The following is a 21,964-nucleotide window of genomic DNA, read 5'->3' on the forward strand; positions in this document are numbered from 1 at the left end:
AAGGAGAAAAGAATGGCGCTGCTTGCCAAAAGCCGGTCGAAAATGGCCGTAGCATTAGTAATTCTCGCAACAGGCATGTTGGCCGCTACGGGCAATGCCGAGGCCGCCTCGTGCGGCAACAATGCTGCCGGGTATACTGCCTGGGTGCAGCAGTTCAAGCAGGAGGCCGCGGCGCGGGGCATCAGTGGGCGGGCCTTGAACGCCCTGGACGAGACCCGCTATGCCACCAAGACAATCTCCGCCGACCGCAACCAGAAGAGCTTCAAGCTCTCGCTCGACCAGTTCATGCAGAAACGTGGTGGGCAGGCGATCATCAATCGCGGCAAGTCGATTAAAAAGCAGAACGCCAAGCTCTTTGCCAGCCTGGAGCAGCGTTACGGCGTCCCCGCCGGGCCGCTGATCGCGATCTGGGGCATGGAAACAGGTTTCGGCAACTTCCTGGGCAATCAGAACACGCTTTCCGCAGTGGCGACGCTGGCCTATGACTGCCGCCGTTCCGCCTATTTCACGGAACAGCTCTATGCCGCGCTCAAACTCATCGACAGGGGAGATCTGAGCCCCTCGGCGATCGGCGCCGCACATGGCGAGATCGGCCAGACGCAGTTCCTGCCGGCCAACGTGCTCAAATTCGGCGTCGATGGGGACGGCAACGGACATATCGACATGGCGCGTTCCAAGGCGGATGCCCTTGCCTCGACGGCGAACTTCCTGCGCGGCCATGGCTGGCAGCGGGGCGGCGGGTATCAGCCGGGACAGGTCAATTTCGGCGCTCTTCAGGGCTGGAACGACGCCAGCGTCTATCAGCGGGCCATTGCCATCATCGGCAAGGAAATCGACGGCTGAGTTTTATAGGGCGCTGCGCGATGAACCGTGCGGCGCCCGTCCATCACGATGCGAGACTCGCGATAGGCATATCCGGCAAGCAGCGTTTCAGCGCCGGAAGATGTGTCACTCCCCGGATGGGCGGATGAAATCCCCGGTCTTGCGGTCCATGACCCACAATTCACCGGTGGAGATGTCGAACCACGCGCCATGCAGCGTGAGGCGGCCTTTCTTCTCCAGAATATCGACGCAGGGGAAACTGCGCAAATTGGCTATGGAATAGCGGATGGAGATGCGCTCCAGCGCGGTCTGCCGCTCGCCCGAGGTCATCAGCGTATTTGCCGCGATCGTTTCGGCGGCAGGCGCGACGAGGCTCATCCATTTGCCGATGAAGTCGCTCGGCGAGAGAGGCACGCTTTCGGAATCGAGCGCTGCCTTGATGCCGCCGCAGCGGCCGTGGCCGAGTACAACGATATGCTTGACCTTGAGGCTCTGCACGGCAAATTCGAGTGCGGACGATGTGGAGTGATATTCACCGTCCGGCGCATAGGGGGGCACCAGATTGGCCACATTGCGCACAACGAAAATCTCGCCCGGGCGGGTGTCGAAGATGATTTCCGGCGCGGCGCGTGAATCACAGCAGGCGATGACCATCGTCTCCGGCGTCTGCCCTTGTTCGGCCAATTCCTTGTAGCGCAGCGATTCGTTCGCGAAGCGCCCTGACATGAAATTGCGATAACCAGTGAGAAGTGCGTGGGGAAGATCATTATCGGGAAGATCGGTCATGTCTGTGGAATAGCGCCGGTCGAGAAGAAGATCAATTCCTTTTAGAACGCCTAGGTCTTCAGGCCTCTCGTCGGATGCATGAGCCGGCGGATCTGCACCATGGCCATAGGCGTCGACAGGCTCGCGGCGTCGGCTTCGAGCATCAATTCGTCGGCGCCGCGCTTGGCAGCGCGGGCCATGATTTCGAAAACGGCCGATGTCGTTCCCTGCAGGATCTTTTCATGGGAAAGGCCCGCCATGGTGCGCGCAAGGAAAAGAGCCGCGGTCAGATCGCCCAGACCATTCGTCGGTCCATCGACATGGCGGTGTTCCGCCATCATCGCCAAAGTCGGCGTCAACAGGATGTTGCCGGTGCTGCCCGTCATCATCGGGACCGCGGATGTGACTAGCATCGTTGCGGGGCCTGCCTCAAGCGCCGCTTCCATGATCGTCTTGTTGTCCTCCAGCGGTACGCCCGTCAGCCAGGCAAGCTCGAAGCGGTTTGGCGTCGCCATGTCGGCCAGTGGCATCAGGCGGTCGCGAATGGCGATCGCTGTGGCTTCCGGGACATAGAGCCCTTTTTCGTCGCCGATTACAGGATCGCAGAGATAGCGGGCACGGGGGTTCGTTGCCTTGACCGCGCCAACTAGCCTGGCGACGCTTGCCGCCTGCGAAGCCTCGCCGAGATAACCGGACAGCACGGCTCCGACCTCGCCCAGCCAGGGCGCACGTTCCAGATCGGCGATCAGCGCGTCAAATTGCTTCTGGTCGGGGATGATGCGCGTCGCCGGACCATGTCCGGGGTGCCACGGCAGGATTACCGTCGGAACAGCCCATACGGGATGGCCCAGCGTTTCCAGCGCGAAGACGGCGGCGCGGTTGCCGACCGAGCCGCGCACGACATGGCTGGAAATGACAATGACGGCATTGGCGTCCGACACTTTGGAATTGTTCATCAAATGGGGCCTGCTGGACGTGTTGTGGCGTCTTTACGCTGGAAGGAAGAAAATGGCATTTCAAGACGTGCGGGCAAGATAGATCAGGATCCAGACGATTGCAGCCATAATCAGGAGCAGGCCGAGCGCCCGCCCTATGCGCGTTCCCCACAGCTCGATGCTGTCGGACGAATCGGCATCGTCAGCGGACAGGTGCTTCTTCGTGCGCTTGATATTACGCGCCACCATGCCGTGATCGGCCGTGGATTCGCGGCTGATCCTGTCCAGGATGTGCCGGGCTTCCGTTTCCCTGCCGTTGTCGCCCTCGTGGCGTCCAGTCATCGCTGCGTTTTCTCCCTTATAACCCCTTATTCGACATAAATATTTCGCTCGGAGTCACCATGCATATTTTTATGCCGGTATGGCAAATACTTGGCTGTTTTCTTTGACGGCGAATACGGTTACTCTCGCGCTACTGTGTTGGGGATGGTGCTGCGTTTTTTCGTCAAAGGCCGAAATCCGGAGGCCGAAATCCGGGGGTCGTTATCAGGAGATATGCATGTCAGCTGTTGCCAATCTGCGGCCATTCGGTCGCCGCTTCTTTCCTGCGCTTTTGCTTGCCGTGTTGGTGCCGCTTTTGTCAGCATGCGGCTTCAATACAATTCCGACCCAGGAGGAGCAAGTCAAGGCGGCCTGGAGCGACGTCTTGAACCAGTATCAGCGCCGCACCGACCTCATTCCCAATCTTGTGGCGACGGTTCAGGGCTACGCGACGCATGAAAAGGATACGCTGACCGCAGTGGTCGATGCGCGCGCCAAGGCGACGCAGGTGCAATTGCCGCCCGAGATGCTCAACAATCCGCAACTTTTCAAGGAATTCCAGCAGAACCAGGCCAATCTGAGCGGGGCTCTGTCGCGCCTGCTTGCGGTGGTCGAGAATTATCCCGATCTGAAGGCCAACCAGAACTTCCTGGCGCTCCAGTCACAGCTCGAAGGCACAGAAAACCGCATCGCGATCGCGCGGCGTGACTATATCGAGGCCGTGCGCGTTTATAACACGTCCCTGCAGACCTTCCCGACGATGATCTGGAAGTGGATCTGGTTCCGCAACAACCAGCCCATGCCGACATTCGCCATCGATGAGGCCGCCCAGCAGGCACCGAAGGTCAACTTCAACAACTGACGGGTGGCGCTGCCGTGACATTTACCCGAGAGATACCTGTCGGCCGGGGTTCCGCACGATGGGTTCATATGGTGGCGCGCATGGCGATAGGCGTCGTGATGGCGCTTGTCCTATCCGTCGCCATCGCGGTGGCGGATACCGCATTGCCCGTGCTGACCGGACGGGTCGTCGATGCGGCCAATGTCATCGATCCGCAGACGCGGGCGGCGCTTGACGAGAAGCTTGCAGCCTTTGAGGCCAAATCTTCGGATCAAGTCGTTGTCGTCACCGTGCCGAGCCTCGGGGGCGAGGATATCGAATCCTATTCGAACCGACTGTTTCGCAGTTGGGGACTGGGGCAGAAGAAAGAGAACAACGGCATTCTGCTCGTGGTTGCGCCGAATGACCGGAAGGTGCGCATTGAGGTCGGCTACGGGCTCGAGGGCACGATGACTGATGCGCTGTCGAGCGTCATCATCCAGAGCGCGATTGTTCCCGCCTTCCGGCAGGGCGATTATTCAGGCGGAATCTCCAAGGGGGTCGATGGGATATTGACGGTTCTCGGGGGCGACGCCGCTGAATTACAGGCGCGGGCGCAGAGCAATATCCAGGCGCAATCCTCCGGGGGGATCGACTGGGTTTCCGTGATTTTCATGGCGTTCTGGGCTTTCATCTTCTTCGGCGGATTCGGCTTTGCGCTGCTCGCGCCGATCTTCGGCCGCAAGATCGGGCCAGGGCGTTATCAATGGCTCGGCATGCAGACCGGCAGATCAATCGGTGGCCTTGGCGCCGGCGGGATCTGGTTGGGCGGCGGCGGTTTCGGAGGTGGTGGAGGCTTCGGCGGAGGCGGTGGATTTTCCGGCGGCGGCGGTTCGTCGGGCGGCGGCGGCGCATCCGGAAGCTGGTAGGAGAGAAATATGTCGATGCAGCAATCTCTTGATGCTTCCGATCACGCCCGCATCGCGGAGGCGATTCGCAGCGCGGAAGAAAAAACCAGTGGCGAGATCTATGCCGTCCTGGCGCGCCGCAGCGACGATTATTTTTATGCCGCGGGTTTTGTCGCGGCGTGCGGCATCATCATTGCCGCGATTATCGTAGCGCTTCTGGCGCATTGGTACTGGTTCGATGTTTCCCTACCGGTCTTCGGACTGGCGATTCTGGCGGCCTTCGTCTCCGTCGTGCTTGTGCTATGGCTGGCGCCAGCGGTGCGCATGGTGCTGGTGCCGCACCGCATCCGCTATCGCCGCGCTCATCTTAACGCGGTTCAGCAATTCCTGGCGCGCAATATCCATGTCACGTCGCAACGAACCGGTGTTCTCCTGTTCGTTTCGCTGGCCGAGCATTATGCCGAGGTGATTGCCGACGCGGGCATTAACGCCAAGGTCGAGCAGGAGGAATGGAACGGCATCGTCGCCATCCTCACCCACCATGCATCGCGCGCCGAGGTGGCTGATGGCTTTGTCGCGGCAATCGAAAAATCAGGCGACCTGCTTGCCAGGCATTTTCCGCCGGTAGCCGACCAGGTCAATGAGCTCAACGACCATCTGGTCGAACTCTGACCGGAGATTCAGGCGCGGCGAAATTGCGGGGCAAAAACCGTTTTTTCGCACAGTTTTTCTTTCGTTCTCGATATTTTTTGCCTCATTTTCTTGCTTTGTCATGGCAAGTTCACTCTGCGGAGGCAGTTTGTGGTCGCAACCGCAAACCGATCTGATAGGCTTGCGACGTAATTTTTTCCCACGGGAGTATGGAAGTGTCAGCCAGGCAGGAACGGGAACTTGGGGCAGTCGCGAGGAAGGTTGACAAGAAGGAGGGGCTGAAGGATTTCGCGGCTCTGCTGTTCGAATGGGCTCCGCCAGAAGACCTTGCTGAATATGACAGCGCTGCCCTGGAGGAATCAGCCCGCCTGGCCTTCGCCGAGCTCTCCAGACACCGCAAGGGCAACAGCGTAGTTTCCGTCGATGGCACAAACAAAGTGCTGCGTGCCGGGCGGCCTGTGACAATCGTCACGCTGATCAACGACAACATGCCGTTCCTGCTCGATTCGGTCATGGGCGAGATCAGCCAGAGGATCAGCACAGTGTATTTGGTGCTGCATCCGGTGCTCGACGTGGTGCATGGCGAAAACGGCGTCAGTGTTCGTGGCGAGGCGTCGGCCGGTCCGGAAGCAAAGGGCACGGACCGGGTCAGCGTCATGCAGATCCATCTGCCGATGCTCGACGAGTCCACGCGCGAGGATCTGGCCTCTTCGTTGAAGACGGTGCTCGGTCAGGTGCAGGCCGCCGTGCGGGACTGGAAGCCGATGCTGAAGCGCCTCGACAAGGCGATCGAGGCCTACAAGACCAATCCACCGCCTGGAAAGAAGAAGTATGTCGCCGAGGCGATCGAGTTTCTCGAATGGCTGCGCGACGACAATTTCACCTTTCTCGGCATGCGCGAATATGACTACCGCGGCAAGGGCAAGAAGCGAGAGCTCGTGCATGCCGATAAACCGCAACTGGGCATCCTGAGCGACCCTTCGGTACGCGTGCTGCGCCGCGGCGACACCGGCACGACGGCAACGAGCGAGACGCTGGCCTTTCTCGAGGGGCCGGAAGCCCTCATCGTCACCAAGGCGAACACCCGCTCAAGGGTGCACCGGCGCGGCTATCTCGATTACATTGGCATCAAGACCTTCGACGATAAGGGCGAGGTCACGGGAGAACTGCGCTTTGTCGGCCTGTTCACCTCCACCGCCTATACGCGTTCTGTCACCAAGATACCCTATCTGCGCCCCAAGGTGGATGCGGTCATCAAGATACTCGGGTTCAATCCGCAGGACCATTCGGGCAAAGCCCTGCTCAATGTGCTGGAGGATTATCCGCGCGACGAGCTGTTCCAGATCGATGTGGATACGCTGGTGGCCAACGCGGAAAACATCCTTGCGTTGGGCGAGCGTCCGCGCGTGCGCGCCCTGCCGCGCATCGATCCGTTCGGACGGTTCGTTTCCGTCCTGGTCTATGTGCCGCGCGACCGTTACGATTCGATCGTTCGCGAGAAGATCAGCCAATATCTGATGCGCGTCTATGACGGACAGAGCATCGATTTCCACCCCTCCTTCATCGAGGGAACGCTGACGCGTATCCACTTCATCGTCCGCCGTGCGGAAGGCCCTGTGCCCGAGGTGGCGCGCGAAACGCTTGAGGCGGAAATCCGCGCTATCGTGCGCACGTGGGAAGACGCGGTCCAGGAAGCGGCTGAGGCGTTTTCGGGGACTCCGGTCGTTTGTGGCGTCAATATAGCCGCGCTGGCGTCGAGCTTTCCCGATTCCTACCGCGAAAGCTTTACGCCCACCGAGGCCCTGGTCGATGCGGAGCGCATCGCCGCGCTTTCGCCGGACAATCCGCTTTATGTCGATTTCTACAAGCATCGTGCCGACGCAGCGGATGCGGCATCGCTGAAAATCTATCATTACGGGGCGGCGGTGGCGCTGTCGCGGCGCGTGCCGCTTCTGGAGAACATGGGATTCCAGGTCATCAGCGAGCAGACCTTCGAACTGCCCGGAGACAATGGGATCAAGGTGCATGTGCATGACATGCAACTCGTCAATGCGTTCGGGGTTCCTGTCGATCTGAGCGACGATGGCGCGCTTCTCGAAGAGGCGTTCCGCGCGGTGTGGGACGGGGCCGCCGACAATGACGGCTACAATGCGCTGGTGCAGACGGCGCGGCTATCGGCGCGCGAGATCATGATCCTGCGGGCCTATGGCCGCTATCTCCAGCAGGCCGGCATCGCCTATTCGCAGGGTTTTATCGCCGCGACACTCAATCGCTATCCTGATATCGCGCGTAATCTCCACAATCTGTTCGATCTGAGGTTTGATCCGGCGCGCGCCGGCGAGGACGCCAAGACAGGCGCGGAAAAGCGGATTCGCGATGCTGTCGATCTGGAATTGCAATCCGTCCCGAGCCTCGACGACGACCAGATCGTGCGCCGCTTCCTCAATCTCATTGAGGCGACGCTGCGTACCAATGCGTTCGCACCCGAGGCAGACGGCTCGCCGCGCGTGACGCTCGCGTTCAAGCTCGATCCACACGAGGTCGAGGGTCTGCCCGAACCGCGGCCCTGGCGCGAGATATTCATTTATGGGCCGGAGGTCGAAGGCGTGCACCTGCGCTTTGGCCCCGTGGCGCGCGGCGGCATCCGCTGGTCGGATCGCGCACAGGACTACCGCACCGAGGTGCTTGGTCTGGTAAAGGCGCAGCAGGTCAAGAACGCGGTGATCGTGCCGGTCGGCGCGAAGGGCGGCTTCTATCCGAAGCGCCTGCCGGTGGGAGACCGCAATGCGATCTTCGAAGCCGGGCGCGCCGCCTATATCATCTTCATCTCGACCCTTCTCTCTGTCACCGACAATATCGTCGGGGACAGGGTCGTGCCCCCGCAAAATGTCATTCGCCACGATAATGACGATCCTTATTTCGTCGTTGCCGCCGACAAGGGCACCGCAACCTTCTCCGATACGGCGAACGCCATCAGCCAGGCGCATGATTTCTGGCTGGACGACGCCTTCGCCTCGGGCGGATCGGCGGGTTACGACCACAAGAAGATGGGCATCACGGCTCGCGGTGCCTGGGAAGCCGTGAAGCGGCATTTCCGCGAAATGGATATCGATATCCAGACGACGCCGTTCACTGTTGCCGGCGTCGGCGATATGTCGGGCGACGTCTTCGGCAACGGCATGCTGCTTTCCAGCCAGACGAAGCTCATCGCCGCCTTCGATCATCGCGATATCTTCATCGATCCGGAGCCCGATCCGGCTGGTGCGATAGCCGAGCGCCAGCGCCTGTTCGACCTGCCGCGCTCGAGCTGGCAGGATTACGACCGATCCAAGCTGTCGGCGGGCGGCGGCATCTATTCGCGTACGCTCAAGACGATCTCGCTGTCGCCGCAGGCCGCGCAGGCGGTGGGCATCGGCAAGACGAATGTGACGCCGCAGGAACTCATCAATGCCATCTTGAAGGCGCCGGTCGATCTCCTGTGGTTCGGCGGCATTGGCACCTATATTCGTGGCAGCAGCGAAAGCGATGCCCAGGTCGGCGACCGCGCCAACGACGCGATCCGCATCACCGGTGGCGAAGTGCGCGCCAAGGTTATCGGCGAGGGCGCCAATCTCGGCGTCACGCAGCGTGGCCGCATCGAGTTCAGTCTGGCCGGCGGACGCTGCAATTCCGACGCGATCGACAATTCGGCCGGGGTCAACACCTCCGACGTCGAGGTCAATATCAAGATCGCACTCGCGGCGGCGATGCGTACGGGCCAACTGGAGCGTCCGGCGCGCAATCGTCTGCTGGCCGCGATGACCGAGGAGGTCGCCGCGCTGGTGCTGCGCAACAATTACCTGCAGCCGTTGGCGATTTCGCTGGCGGAGCGTCGCGGGCTTGCAGATCTGCCTTATCAGGCGCGGTTCATGGCCGATCTGGAAAGACAGAAGCTCCTCGACCGCAAGGTCGAGACCTTGCCGGACGATCAGGCACTCAGCGAAAGGGAGGCGCGCGGGATAGCGCTTACTCGTCCGGAACTGGGCGTGCTTCTCGCTTATGCCAAGATCGTGCTGGTCAACCAGATCGTTGAAAGCGACCTTCCCGACGATCCCTATTTCGAGCCGGAGTTGTTCGGCTATTTTCCAAAGCGCATGACAAAGACCTATGCGCCGGAGATCGCAAGCCATCGGCTGAAACGCGACATCATCGCGACCCTCCTCGGCAATGACGCGATCAATCGCGGCGGGCCGACTTTCGTCAACCGGCTGCAGGACATGACGGGCAATCTCCCGGCTGAGATTCTGCGCGCCTATGTGGCGGTGCGCGACGGCTTCGAACTCGATGACGTGTTCGACGCCATTGACAGGCTGGACAATCAGGTGCCCGGCACGGTGCAAAACGAGTTCTATGCCGAGGTCTCGCGGATGCTACACTGGACGACGGCCTGGGTGCTTCGCAATGACAGTTCCAATGCGACGCTTGCCGAATTCGTCGAGGCGATCCGCAATGCCCGCCGCATTCTCGAGCCGCGCCTTGGCAAGCTGATGCCGGATTTCATGGCGGGCGTCATTGCCGACGATACCGCCAGCTTCGCGGCAAAGGGCGCGCCGGCGGACCTCGCCGCCCGACTCGCCCGGCTGCAAATCGCGTCCGTCGTGCCCGACATCGCCCTCATTGCTCATCTCTCAAAATCGGATCTGATGGCCGCGGCGCGGACCTATTTTACCATCACCGAGGTCTTCCGTCTCGGCCGGATCGAGGAGGCGGCGCGGACTATTCCCATCACCGACTATTATGACGGGATGGCGCTGGCACGAGCCAATGACACGATCGCTCAGGCCACGCGGGCGATCACCATTGCGGCGCTGGCGCGCTTCGGCGGCGAGAAGGACCCTGCGGCGGCATGGCTCGCCGGCGGCAATCCACAGGTGGAGGCGATACGCCAGCGCATGACCGCCCTGGCGGAAGGCGGCGATCTCACCGTTTCGCGGCTTGCCGTGGCTGCGGGATTGATGTCTGATCTGGCTGCTTGAAGGGAGCCTCCGGTTCCGTCACAAAGGACCGGAGGGGACATGACCATCAACGAAGCGGTGCATGGAGGCGCGACGAACCCCGGTGTCCCGAGGCGCGGCATCTGGGGCTGGATGCTGTTCGACTGGGCAGCCCAGCCTTTCTTCACCGTGGTTACGACATTCATTTTCGGGCCGTATTTCATTTCGCGAATGGCAGCTGATCCGGCGGTCGGGCAAGCGGCATGGGGCTATGCCATTGCGCTGGGCGGCCTTGTCATCGCCGTTCTTTCGCCGGTGTTGGGCGCCATTGCCGACCAAACCGGCGCGCGAAAGCCATGGATCGGCTTTTTCGCGGTGATCCAGATCTTCAGCCTGTCGCTCCTGTGGTTCGCTGCGCCCGGATCGAATATCTTATGGGTGCTGATCGCCTTCTCGATGGCCTCCGTGGCGGCGGAATTTTCTATCGTCTTCAACGATTCCATGATGCCGCGGCTCGTCTCGAAGGACGAGATCGGTCGGATTTCCAATATTGCCTGGGGGCTCGGCTATCTCGGCGGCATGATTGTGCTGATCTTCATCGTCGCTTTCCTGGCCGCCTCGCCGCAGACGGGGAAAACGCTGATCGGCCTCGACCCGCTGTTCGGGCTGGATCCGGCGAAGGGCGAGGATGCGCGGGCGGCAGGGCCGATTTCGGCGCTGTGGTATTTTGTGTTCATCCTGCCGATGTTCCTGTTCACGCCGGATGGCGTGAAGGGGCTGCCGCTTCGCGCGGCGGTGAAACGGGGTCTCGGCGAACTCAAGGCGACGCTCGGGGAGGTGCGGCAGCGGGCGAACATCTTCCGTTTTCTCATCGCGCGGATGATCTATCAGGACGGGGTCAACGGATTGCTGGCGCTGGGGGGCGGATTTGCCGCCGCCATGTTCGGCTGGTCGATTACCGAGATCGGGCTTTTCGGCATCATCCTCAACGTGGTGGCTATCTTCGGATGTCTCGCGGCGAGCCGAATCGATACGCTTTTCGGCTCCAAAACGGTGGTGATCCTGTCGCTGTTCCTGCTCCTCGCCGCGACTATCGGCATCGTTTCCACGGGGCCGGACTATACGCTCTTCGGCTTGCTACGTTTTTCCAGCGAGGACAATGGTGGCCTGTTCGCCACCGCTGCCGAAAAAGCCTATCTGGTGTTCGGCCTCTTTATCGGCATCGCCTTCGGCCCGGTGCAGGCCTCGTCGCGCTCCTATCTGGCGCGCAGCGTCAGCGCCGAGGAGGCGGGCCGCTATTTCGGCATTTACGCACTCGCCGGACGGGCGACGAGCTTCCTCGCGCCATTCCTGGTGGCGAGTGTCACGGCGCTGAGCGGCTCGCCGCGACTTGGCATGGCCATGTTGATCACCTTCTTTGTCGCCGGACTGGTGATCCTTGCAGGAACGCCCTATCCGGCGGCGGAAGCCAGTGACCGGGGTTAATGCCGGAAATGCCGCATGCCGGTGAAGACCATGGCGATGCCATGCTCGTTGGCGGCGGCGATCACCTCCTCGTCCCGCATGGAGCCGCCCGGCTGAATGACCGCCGTGGCGCCGGCCTCGATGGCTGAGACAAGCCCGTCGGCGAAGGGGAAGAAGGCATCGGAAGCGACGACCGAACCCTTGGTCAGCGGTTCGGCAATGCCTGCTGTCTGAGCCGCATCCTCGGCTTTGCGCGCGGCGATGCGCGATGAATCCACCCGGCTCATCTGGCCCGCGCCGATGCCAACCGTCGTGCCGTCCTTGACATAGACGATCGCGTTCGACTTCACGTGCTTGGCGACACGGAAGGCGAATTTCAGATCGGCCATTTCCTTTTCCGTCGGCGCGCGTTTGGTCACCACCTTCAGGTCGAGATCGTCGACGGCGCCGTTGTCGCGCGACTGCACCAGCAGTCCGCCGGCCACGGTCTTGGCGGCGATGCCGGGCGCGCGCGGATCGGGCAGTCCGCCGGTTACCAGCAGCCGCAGATTTTTCTTGGCGGCGACGATGGCCTGGGCTTTCTCGGTCGCGTCGGGAGCGATGATGACTTCGGTGAAGATCTTGACGATCTCCTCCGCGGCCTCGGCGTCCAGCGTGCCGTTTAGCGCGACAATGCCGCCGAATGCCGAAACCGGATCGCAGGCGAGCGCATTGAGATAGGCTTCCTTCAGGCTCGTGCCTTCCGCAACGCCGCAGGGATTCGCATGCTTGATGATGGCGACGGCGGCGGTGCGCGCCGGATCGAACTCGGCAACCAATTCGAAGGCGGCGTCTGTATCGTTGATGTTGTTATAGGAGAGTTGCTTGCCCTGAAGCTGTTTCGCTGTGGCGACGCCGGGGCGCTTTTCCCCCGTGAGATAGAAGCCTGCCGCCTGGTGCGGGTTTTCGCCATAGCGCATGACCTGATGGAGTTTTCCGGCGACGGCGCGCCATGTCGGCGCTTCGGTCTTCGTCGCCTCGGCAAACCAGCCGGAGATCGCCGCGTCATAGGCAGCGGTTCGGGCGAAGGCCTTGGCCGCAAGCTTCTGGCGGAAATCATAAGGCAGAGAGCCTTCGTGTGTGTCGAGCTCGGCCAGAACCTTGTCGTAATCGTCGGGATCGGTGACGATGGCGACATAGGCATGGTTCTTGGCGGCGGCGCGGATCATCGCTGGCCCGCCGATGTCGATGTTCTCGACCGTGGTTGCATAGTCGGCGCCCTGATAGCGCACGTCCTCGAACGGGTAGAGGTTGATGACGGCCAGATCTATACCGCCGATGCCATGGGCTTCCATCGCGCTCGCATGTTCCGGATCGTCACGCACGGCGAGCAAGCCGCCATGAACGGCGGGGTGCAGGGTCTTGACGCGGCCATCCATGATCTCAGGGAAACCTGTGATGTCGGAGACGTCACGCACGGCGATGCCTGCGGCGGCGATGGATTTCGCCGTGCCGCCGGTCGAGATGATTTCAATGCCGCGGCGCTCCAGGGACCGAGCCAGTTCGATCAGACCTGTCTTGTCGGATACGGACAGGAGCGCCCGACGCACGCGGGTGAGATCGGGAGCGGGAATATTCTTGGAGGTGACAGCCATGGAAATGTCTCTACGTCAGTCGGGGACGGGAAGGGATTATGGCGCGGGTTAGCATAGGCGTGGGTGGAATCCTATCCTCTAAAGTGGATACGCACGGCCTGCGTCGGTTGGGTCAACCGTTCGGAGGAGGTTCTTAGACGTAGCTTCCAAGCGCAATGCGGGTGAAGCGCCAGTTGACTTCGGGGAACTCCGATGCGGGAAAGGAGAGTACGATCTGCTTGGTCTTCACCGGACCGCGGAAGCCGGCGAAGAAGATGGAATCTTCCAGTTGCGGCGCGACCTCGACGCAGGAGAAAGCCCATGTGTCGTCGCGTTCGGCGCGTAGCACGAGAAGCCCGTCCTCATCGAAGGCGATGTCCACGGTGGGATGGACGTGAAAACGCACGGTAATGTTGTCGCGCCCGTTGGCGGGTGGCGCCTTGCCGCCCTGAGCCAGGAAGCTGTCCCTGCCTTCGATGACGCTACCGTTGTGCGAAAGCACGATGGAGCGTTCGTGATGGATGCCGAACAGCCTGGCGTAGCCGTCATGACGGGCGACGAAGCCCTGTTCGTTCATGCCTTCGATGCGTTCGATCTGCACCTTGGTCGGCCCGGCGATGATCGGCGTGCCGAGCATGCTGGAAAGACCGGCGCTGAGGCTGAACCGGCAAGAAGACGTGTCGTTGACGGTCGCCGTCGAATGAGCCGCGGTGGAGCGCCCCAGCGGGCGGAACTCCGGCGGGCCGTGACGGTCGATGCCGGCATTGACGACATAGCGCTGCCGCCCCGAAGACATCTCAAAAGCAAGGCATCCGGCATGGGCATCGCGCGAGGCGGTGACCGGCGGCGGCAGGCCTGTGTCGGCGATGATAGTGGTCGAGCCCATGGAGAGCCGCTCATAGCCCGAATGCGGCGCGTGGGCGAGCGGCGAGCCCGCCGTCTCGTCATGGCGGAGCACGGCAATGACGCGTTCGGGCAGTGTCGGACCAACGCCGTTGAACAGCGCCAGGCTGCCGTCGTGATGGCGGAAAAAGCGCAGCGCCGGCAGCATGCGCTCGACTGCCTCGATCAATGCCTTCGGGGGAGCCTCCGCGCCATTGGCATAGGTTTGGCGAAGCGGCAGCAGATCGGCCAGAAGTTCCAGGATGGTCATCGGGTTGCGGGAGATATGGCCGCCATCGGGCAGGATCTGGCGGATCAACTCATGCTCCAGATGACGTCGCGCGGCCCGGGCTGTCGTCGGCGAAACGGGGAGGGCCAGCGAGGCGAAGGCAAGCGCGATGCGCGCCCTGAGCTTTTCCTCGCCATCGTCCATGACCGCCGCCACCGTCCTGAGGTAACGCACCTGGAAGGCAAGCGACCGCATGAATTTGCGGTAGGCGGAGAGTTCGGCGCCGGCGAGAATGAGATTGGAATGCTGAAGCCAGGCGATGATGCGCTGCGCGGTGATGTCGGGAGCCCATGCCGGCCCGCCCATGCGACGTCCATGCAAGGTGATCCAATCGTCAACGAGCGCGCGGGCGTTGACCGTGGAAAGTTCGCTGTGGGCGGCGCGCATATGGCGCAGCCAACCGAAATTGTGAAGCGCTGCTTCCCATGCCGCAGATGGCGGTTCGACGGCGAAAGGCGAGCGCCCCCCGGTTTCGACGGTGCGGCCGGCCAGGGAGAAGCGGCCGTGATAGAATTCCTGAGCAAGTTGCGGATCGGGGACGCGCAAATCGGGCGGCGCGATCAGCACCCGGTCGGGCGTGAAACCGGTGAAGCGCCAGCGAAAGAGCGGACCCATGCGGACACGCCGACGCATCCGCCGCCACATTTGCGCGGCGGCCAATCCCCAGAGGTGTGGCGTTTCGCTCAGGGCGACCGTCACGCGTTTGTCTCCTTGTCTCGCCGCAGTTTCGTTCACTGAGCGAATTATCTGATTCTTTCGGTAAATTATGGCCTGCTAATAGTGAAGCTTGCGTTAACCATGTTTACCGAAGGAATAAAAATCGGAAAAATAGTAATTGAATCTAGCACTTATGTAGAAATACGGCGAAATCTTGCCGCGAAGAAGCCGTCCATGCCCGCAAGCCGGGGATCGGAATGCGGATAATCTGCAGGTGTGGACCGCAGAAAGCCCTCGGGCGTGATCAAACCATCGAAGCCTGGGAACTCTCCCTCGGCAACAGGAAACGCCTTAAGCGCGAGATTTTCAAGGGCTGATCGTGCCACTGCCTCGCCTTCCGACGGATCGAGCGAGCAGTTGGAAAAGACAATGATGCCGCCGGGTTTGACCATTTCGACCGCGCGGGCGAGGAAGTCGGCTTGAAGGGCTGCGAGCTTGGCGATGTCCTCAGGCGATTTCGTCCATGGCACGTCAGGATGGCGGCGGACAGTGCCTGTGGAGGAGCAGGGCGCATCGAGCAGCACGGCGTCGAACAGTTCTTCCGGCTGGTACTGCATCAGATTGGCCTCGACCGTATGAGCTGACAATTTCAACCTTTCCAGATTGGTGCGCAGGCGGGCGAGACGATTGGCGGAAATTTCGATCGCGGTCACATCTGCCCCGGCCAAAGCGAGCTGAGCCGTCTTGCCGCCCGGTGCAGCGCAGAGATCGGCGACGCGCTTGCCCGTGAGATCACCGAAAAGGCGGGCAGGCAGGCTAGCGGCGGCGTCCTGCACCCACCAGTCGCCTTCCGCAAAGCCGGGGAGATCGGTCAGCGCCCCCTCGATCCTGGTGCCTTCGATGCGGGCGAGCCGCACCGTACCGTTCGGCAGCACGATGCCGCCCAGCCGCCCGGCCCAGCCCTGCGAATCACTCTTGACCGTGAGATCGACCGGCGGCTCGACCGACTGTATCGCCAGGATCGCCGCAGCCTTTTCCGCGCCGTAGGCGTTCACGAGGCTTTCGGCAAACCAAGCGGGTGCGTTGGGTGCCGAGATGGAAAGCTTGTCCTTGTCGCGCGAGAGACGGCGCAGGATGGCATTGACGAGACCGGCATAGCGGCGGTTGCGCGGATCGTCATTGGCGGCGGTCACGGCCAGATCGACGGCGGAATGATCGGGAATATCGAGATAGAGGATTTGGGCGGCGGCGATATGCAGAAGGGTCTTGAGCGCCACTGCGTTTTCCGGCAGGGGCCGATCGAGCAATTGCGCCAGAAGTCCCTCGATGGTACCGCGATTGCGCAGTGCCGCGCCCAAAATGGCGCGGACCAGCGAACGGTCACGATCGTCGAGCGCCATATAATAGGGGTGGCCATGCTGGTTATCGGTCAGGCCGTCGAGCGAAGTCTTCTTCTCGATGACGGCGCCGAGGAGCCTTGCAGCGCATTGGCGCGCAGCGAGACCCGGCCTGTCAGCGGCTTCTGGCTGATTTGGTTTTCCCGAATGCTTCTTTGGACGGAAAGCAGCCCCGCCGCCGCTCACGACCAGGGTCCTTTCGGCGGGCGGGCTTGCTGATCGTCGTCGGGGCTACCCCATGGCCCGCGCGGCGTTGGCCGGCCGGCCTGCAAAGGCGAGCGTGATGCGGGGGAAGGGGATGTCCTACCAGGCATCATGGGTTCGGCCTGGCCCATTTCCGCGGCCATCGCCTGCAGGGCGGCGATGCGGTTCTCGGTATCGGGATGGGTCGAGAACAGATTGTCTGCGCCGCGCCCGCTCAGGGGATTGATGATGAACATATGTGCTGTGGCGGGATTGTGCTCCGCCTCCTCGTTGACGATATCGTGGGCGCCGCTCGCGATCTTGCGCAGTGCGGAGGCAAGCCAGATCGGGTTGCCGCAGATTTCCGCGCCGCGCCGGTCGGCGGAATATTCCCGTGTACGGCTGATCGCCATCTGCACCAGCATCGCCGCCAGCGGCGCGACGATCATGGCAATGAGGACGCCGATGAAGCCCAGGGGATTGTTGTTGTCGCGGTTGCCTCCGAAGAAGAAGGCAAAATTGCCGAGCATGGAAATCGCGCCGGCAAGCGTCGCGGTTATCGTCATGGTCAGCGTATCGCGGTTCTGGACGTGCGCCAGCTCATGCGCCATCACGCCCGCGATTTCCTGCGGCGTCAGGCGCTGCAGCAGGCCCGTCGTCGCGGCTACGGCGGCATTTTCAGGGTTGCGCCCGGTGGCAAAGGCATTGGGCTGAGGGTTGTCGATGACGTAAATCTTGGGCATGGGCAGACCGGCGCGCTGCGCGAGCTCGCGCACGATGCGGTAATATTCCGGGGCAGTGTGCTCGCTTGCCTCGTGGGCGTTGTACATGCGCAGCACCATCTTGTCGGAATTCCAATAGCTGAAAATGTTCATGCCCGCGGCAATGACAAAGGCGATCATCATGCCGCCGCTACCGCCTATGAGGTAGCCCAGGCTCATGAACATCGCCGTCATGAAGGCGATCAGCATGGCAGTACGCATCATGTTCATCGTATGGTCTCCGTTCCGCGGCGTAGTCCTGTTTGGGCCTTGATTTGCCCCGAATAGCTGTGGTTGCCTATATCATGGTGTCGAAGCGGCCAAGCTTCAATGAGTCCCTATACAGGCGAGGACCGGAAATGAGCGCGAAAAGAACTGATTTAAGCGATCTGCCGCCAGCGGCCCTGCGCGCGCTGAAAGAAGCCGAAGCACGGCGTCAGATGGCGGAAGCAGAGGAAAAATCCGAACCGCGCGAAATCGGCGGACGCGGTGGCCGGGATCCAGCGCGTTTTGGCGATTGGGAAATCAAAGGTCGGGCAATCGATTTCTAAGCGGTTCGAAATCAGGATCGAGGATTCGCCACGCGGCGAAACACCAAGCACAAATGGCAAGGGCCACTCCTAGGAGTGGCCCCGCAATTTCGTCCGTTACGCAGCCTTTGGCTTCACCGGCGGTGCCGGCTCAAGCTGCGGTCTCATGCAATCAACGAAGAGGCTGCTCTCCGCAAAGGCAATCCACCCGGGCCTCGTAACGGATTACGAAATCACTCGACATCGGATCACCTCCTTTCGTTTGTTGAACACTCTCGCAAGGTGGGGGCTTTTTGCCCGATGTGCAAGGGTAAAAATTATCCAAAGCCTGTTCGGCATCCGGTCAGGCGGCGGCCAGGAGCATCGGCAAGCCGGGTTTGGCCAGATGCAGAACCTCATAGGCGGAGCCGGTTTCCGGTGTGCGTGCTTTCTCCGCGCTCAACAGGAAGCGCGACAGCCGCCATGTGGAAAGGTCGAGCGCTGTTATCGCCGCCAGCGTGTCGGCATGCCGGGCGAGAATGTTGTTGCGAGCGGTCTCACGAGGCTTCAACCCGGCCAGATCCCTGCCGATGTCGAGATCTTCACGATAGACGGAACGGGCGGTTTCGGCACGGCCGAGATGAATGTCGAGGGGTATCCAGGTTTCGATTTGCGGGCGGCCGAAGCCGTCGATGACGGCCTGGAACCGGTCGCTGGTAATGAAATCGGCGACGGCTTCGTCGTCAAGCCATAGATAGAGCGAGGAATAGCTGTTGCCGGGCGCTCCATGAGCTTGGCGTTGCTGCGTGATAAATGCCTTGAAGCCCAGTCCCTGCGTCCCGTCCCAGCGCGGTCCGAGGATGGCTGCGCGCTCGCGGATGCGGTTCATGTCGTAATCGGCGGGCAATCGGTGAATGTACTGCTTCATGAACATGGCAATCTCCGTCCGTGGGCTCCATCTGTGGGATTGACCATGGCTTGCCAGATTTCATCGATTATGAAAACATATGCATGGATATATCTGAGATAAGATATCAATATGAATGATGCTTCTAAAACGCTTGATCTCGAAACGGTGCGGGCTTTTGTCCTCATCGCCGATCTTGGCAGTTTCACGCGCGCAGCCGAAGTGATGGAAACCTCCCAGGCCGCGATCAGCCTCAAGCTGAAACGCCTGGAGGACCGGCTCGGCTGCCGTCTCATTGAGCGGACGCCACGGCATGTGCGGCTGTCGGATCAGGGCAATCGCTTCCTGCCGGCCGCCCGCGATCTGATGACAGCCCATGAAACGGCATTGTCGGGCATTGGCGCTGCGCCGCGCAGAAAGCTGACGCTTGGGATCAGCGATCATGTGGCGGGACCGGAATTGCCGCTGCTTCTTAGTCGGCTCAGTGCTTATGATCCCGCTGTGGTGATCGAGGTCAGGATCGCGTCATCGCGCTATCTTATGGAGCGCTTCGATCACAATGAATTCGATGCAGTGATCATCCGGCGGGGTGAAGGGCGGATGGACGGCGAGAAGCTCCTAGCGGAGCAATTCTGCTGGTTCGCCGCGCCTTCCTTCCGCTACCGGCCGGGAGAATCGCTACGGCTGGCGACTCTTGCGGCGCCATGCGGGATCCGGGCGGTCGCGATCGATGCGCTCGAACAGGCGGGCATACCCTGGACGGAAGCTTTTGTCGGCGGCGGCGTGCTGGCGCTTGGCGCTGCGGTCAATGCCGGGCTTGCCGTCGCTGCGCTGGCGCGTCGCGTCGCGCCCGCCGGGGCACTCGACGTGGGTGAGCGGTTCGGGCTGCCGCCGCTGCCGACGTTGGATATTGTCCTTCTCTCGCGCCAGACGGATCAGCGTTCACGCGAGATCCTGAAGGTGCTCGCCGCAGCTTTCAAAGGTGCGGCGGGACGGTAACCGTCGTTCCCGCCCCTTGCCGAGGGGAGGGAATATCGGGGACCATCCGGATAGTAGTGGATCAGCCCTGCTTGTTCTGGCGGTTTTCAATCAGGCCGTCCACCACGCCCGGATCGGCGAGCGTCGAGGTATCGCCGAGCGAGCCGAAATCGTCTTCGGCGATCTTACGCAGGATGCGGCGCATGATCTTGCCCGAGCGCGTCTTCGGCAGGCCGGGCGCGAACTGGATCTTGTCGGGCGTGGCGATCGGGCCGATCTCCTTGCGCACATGGGTGACGAGCTCCTTGCGCAGATCGTCGGTCCCCTCCGTGCCGGCCATCAGCGTGACATAGCAATAGATGCCCTGTCCCTTGATGTTGTGGGGATAGCCGACCACCGCCGCCTCGGAAACGAAATGATGCGAGACCAGCGCGGATTCGACCTCCGCCGTCCCCAACCGGTGGCCAGAGACGTTGAGCACGTCATCGACGCGGCCGGTGATCCAGTAATAGCCGTCCTCGTCGCGGCGGCAGCCGTCGCCAGTGAAATATTTGCCCTTGTAGGTCGAGAAATAGGTTTCGACGAAGCGGGGATGGTCGCCATAGACGGTGCGCATCTGACCGGGCCAACTGTCGGCGATGCATAGATTGCCGTTCGCCGAGCCCTCCATCACCTTGCCTTCGGGATCGACCAGTTCCGGCTGGACCCCGAAAAAGGGACGGGTCGCGGAACCGGGTTTCAATTTCGTCGCGCCGGGCAGCGGCGTTATCATGATGCCGCCCGTCTCCGTTTGCCACCAGGTATCGACGATGGCGCAGCGGTCCTCTCCGACGACATGGTAATACCATTCCCAGGCCTCCGGATTGATCGGCTCTCCGACGGAGCCGAGCAGTCGCAGGCTTTCACGCGATGCACGTTTGACGAAATCGTTGCCGGCACCCATCAGCGCGCGGATCGCCGTCGGCGCGGTATAGAAGATGTTGACCTTGTGCTTGTCCACCACGTCCCAGAAGCGGCCGTAGTCCGGATAATTCGGCACGCCTTCGAACATCAACGTCGTCGCGCCGTTGGCTAGCGGGCCGTAGACGATATAGGAGTGGCCGGTTACCCAGCCGACATCGGCGGTGCACCAATAGATGTCACCGTCACGATAGTCGAAGACATATTCGTGCGTCATCGCGGCATAGACGAGATAGCCTCCCGTCGTGTGCAGGACGCCTTTCGGCTTGCCCGTCGAGCCTGATGTGTAGAGGATGAACAGCGGATCTTCCGCCTTCATTTCGGTCGGGGGGCACTCCGGCTCCGCGCGGGCGATTTCCTGATGATACCAGAGGTCCCGGTCCGGGGCCCAGGCGATCTTGCCGCCGGTGCGGCGCACGACCAATACGCTCTTGACCTGGAGGCCCTGCTTTGCCGCGATATCGATCGCAGTGTCGGTATTTTCCTTCAGGGGGATTGGCTTTCCGCCGCGAAGACCTTCGTCGGCGGTGACAATGAAGGTCGATTGGCAATCGACGAGACGTCCGGCAAGGGCATCCGGCGAAAAGCCGCCGAAAACGACCGAATGAATGGCGCCAATGCGGGCGCATGCGAGCATCGCATAAGCGGCCTCGGGGATCATCGGCATGTAGATGGTAACGCGGTCGCCCTTCTGGACGCCTTGCTTTTTTAGCACATTGGCGAGACGGCAGACTTCGGCGTAAAGCTCCCTATATGTGATCTTCTTGTCGATATAGGGATTGTCGCCCTCCCAGATGATCGCTACCTGATCGCCGCGCTTCTCCAGATGGCGGTCGATGCAGTTGTAGGTGACGTTGGTGACCCCGTCCTCGAACCATTTAATCGAGATGTCGCCGGTGAAGGACGTGTTCTTCACCTTGGTGTAAGGTCTGAACCAGTCTATGCGTTTGCCGTGCTCGGCCCAGAACGCCTCCGGATCATCGACGCTTTTGCGATACCATTCGAGATATGTCTCGTCGTCGATCAGCGTGTTCTTTTTCGCGCTGGGGAGCACGGGGTAAATCTTCTCCGACATGAAATTCCTCCGAATATGGACCGGTGTGCCTCCGCACCGGGTGCAGTGTTGACCACTGAATGAGGCCTTTCTAGCAACTGCTCTAGCGGTTCGT

Annotated in this window: 17 protein-coding genes; 8 read left to right on the forward strand and 9 right to left on the reverse strand. The window is 61.5% G+C overall.

Annotated features, from left to right (window positions below):
• Positions 1-12 precede the first annotated feature (12 nt).
• Entirely contained in the window at positions 13-843 is an 831-nt protein-coding gene (locus tag DUT91_RS09890; protein ID WP_114440250.1) for a lytic murein transglycosylase, read from the forward strand.
• 105 nt (positions 844-948) lie between these two features.
• Here the strand turns inward: DUT91_RS09890 and DUT91_RS09895 are convergent, their stop codons facing one another.
• Genes DUT91_RS09895 through DUT91_RS09905 form a run of 3 tightly spaced genes read right to left on the reverse strand, consistent with a single transcriptional unit; the run spans position 949 to position 2,864 of the window.
• Positions 949-1,608 (reverse strand): carbonic anhydrase, encoded by a 660-nt coding sequence (locus tag DUT91_RS09895; protein WP_114440251.1) that lies wholly within the window; start codon positions 1,606-1,608, stop codon positions 949-951.
• 50 nt (positions 1,609-1,658) lie between these two features.
• Positions 1,659-2,543 carry a pyridoxal kinase PdxY gene (gene pdxY / locus DUT91_RS09900; RefSeq protein WP_114440252.1) on the reverse strand — a complete coding sequence of 295 codons (885 nt, stop codon included), beginning with the start codon at positions 2,541-2,543 and terminating at the stop codon, positions 1,659-1,661.
• A 60-nt stretch (positions 2,544-2,603) separates the two neighbouring features.
• A complete protein-coding gene (locus tag DUT91_RS09905; RefSeq protein ID WP_114440253.1) occupies positions 2,604-2,864 on the reverse strand; it encodes a hypothetical protein in 261 nt (86 codons plus the stop codon).
• Between the two features lie 217 nt (positions 2,865-3,081).
• Between DUT91_RS09905 and DUT91_RS09910 the strand changes: the two genes are divergently transcribed.
• The 5 genes from DUT91_RS09910 (at position 3,082) to DUT91_RS09930 (ending at position 11,680) form a co-directional block, all read left to right on the forward strand.
• On the forward strand, positions 3,082-3,705 hold the full coding sequence (locus tag DUT91_RS09910) for a LemA family protein (RefSeq protein ID WP_114440254.1): 624 nt from the start codon (positions 3,082-3,084) through the stop codon (positions 3,703-3,705).
• 98 nt (positions 3,706-3,803) lie between these two features.
• Positions 3,804-4,592, forward strand: coding sequence for a TPM domain-containing protein (locus DUT91_RS09915; protein ID WP_147272178.1), 789 nt, complete (start codon positions 3,804-3,806; stop codon positions 4,590-4,592).
• 9 nt (positions 4,593-4,601) lie between these two features.
• Positions 4,602-5,243, forward strand: coding sequence for a TPM domain-containing protein (locus DUT91_RS09920; RefSeq protein WP_114440256.1), 642 nt, complete (start codon positions 4,602-4,604; stop codon positions 5,241-5,243).
• Between the two features lie 194 nt (positions 5,244-5,437).
• On the forward strand, positions 5,438-10,237 hold the full coding sequence (locus DUT91_RS09925; RefSeq protein WP_425373774.1) for an NAD-glutamate dehydrogenase: 4,800 nt from the start codon (positions 5,438-5,440) through the stop codon (positions 10,235-10,237).
• A 39-nt stretch (positions 10,238-10,276) separates the two neighbouring features.
• Positions 10,277-11,680 (forward strand): MFS transporter, encoded by a 1,404-nt coding sequence (locus DUT91_RS09930; RefSeq protein ID WP_114440258.1) that lies wholly within the window; start codon positions 10,277-10,279, stop codon positions 11,678-11,680.
• On the opposite strand, the gene purH is transcribed toward DUT91_RS09930, so the two are convergent.
• From purH to htpX, 4 genes are all read right to left on the reverse strand, one after another.
• A complete protein-coding gene (gene purH / locus DUT91_RS09935) occupies positions 11,677-13,293 on the reverse strand; it encodes a bifunctional phosphoribosylaminoimidazolecarboxamide formyltransferase/IMP cyclohydrolase (RefSeq protein WP_114440259.1) in 1,617 nt (538 codons plus the stop codon). The two genes, DUT91_RS09930 and purH, sit on opposite strands and share 4 nt — an antisense overlap.
• A gap of 133 nt (positions 13,294-13,426) precedes the next feature.
• Positions 13,427-15,142 (reverse strand): heparinase II/III family protein, encoded by a 1,716-nt coding sequence (locus tag DUT91_RS09940; protein ID WP_114440260.1) that lies wholly within the window; start codon positions 15,140-15,142, stop codon positions 13,427-13,429.
• 149 nt (positions 15,143-15,291) lie between these two features.
• Complete coding sequence (locus DUT91_RS09945) at positions 15,292-16,683, reverse strand: RsmB/NOP family class I SAM-dependent RNA methyltransferase (protein WP_245419667.1); 1,392 nt, start codon at positions 16,681-16,683, stop codon at positions 15,292-15,294.
• The gene (htpX, locus tag DUT91_RS09950; RefSeq protein WP_114440262.1) at positions 16,680-17,672 is read right to left on the reverse strand and encodes a zinc metalloprotease HtpX; all 993 of its coding nucleotides are present in this window, start codon (positions 17,670-17,672) and stop codon (positions 16,680-16,682) included. Before htpX ends, DUT91_RS09945 begins: the two co-directional genes overlap by 4 nt.
• Before the next feature lie 128 nt (positions 17,673-17,800).
• Here htpX and DUT91_RS09955 point away from each other — a divergent pair, with 128 nt between their 5' ends.
• On the forward strand, positions 17,801-17,992 hold the full coding sequence (locus tag DUT91_RS09955) for a DUF1674 domain-containing protein (RefSeq protein ID WP_245419668.1): 192 nt from the start codon (positions 17,801-17,803) through the stop codon (positions 17,990-17,992).
• Positions 17,993-18,314: 322 nt separating this feature from the next.
• On the opposite strand, the gene DUT91_RS09960 is transcribed toward DUT91_RS09955, so the two are convergent.
• Complete coding sequence (locus DUT91_RS09960) at positions 18,315-18,884, reverse strand: DUF4865 family protein (RefSeq protein ID WP_114440263.1); 570 nt, start codon at positions 18,882-18,884, stop codon at positions 18,315-18,317.
• 105 nt (positions 18,885-18,989) lie between these two features.
• Between DUT91_RS09960 and DUT91_RS09965 the strand changes: the two genes are divergently transcribed.
• On the forward strand, positions 18,990-19,856 hold the full coding sequence (locus DUT91_RS09965) for a LysR family transcriptional regulator (RefSeq protein ID WP_114440264.1): 867 nt from the start codon (positions 18,990-18,992) through the stop codon (positions 19,854-19,856).
• A 61-nt stretch (positions 19,857-19,917) separates the two neighbouring features.
• On the opposite strand, the gene acs is transcribed toward DUT91_RS09965, so the two are convergent.
• Positions 19,918-21,870: an acetate--CoA ligase gene (gene acs / locus DUT91_RS09970; RefSeq protein WP_114440265.1), complete on the reverse strand. Its 1,953-nt coding sequence runs from the start codon at positions 21,868-21,870 to the stop codon at positions 19,918-19,920.
• Between the last annotated feature and the right edge of the window lie 94 nt (positions 21,871-21,964).

Origin of the sequence: Paramesorhizobium salinisoli (genome assembly GCF_003335045.1) — a bacterium.
Lineage (GTDB): Bacteria > Pseudomonadota > Alphaproteobacteria > Rhizobiales > Rhizobiaceae > Paramesorhizobium > Paramesorhizobium salinisoli.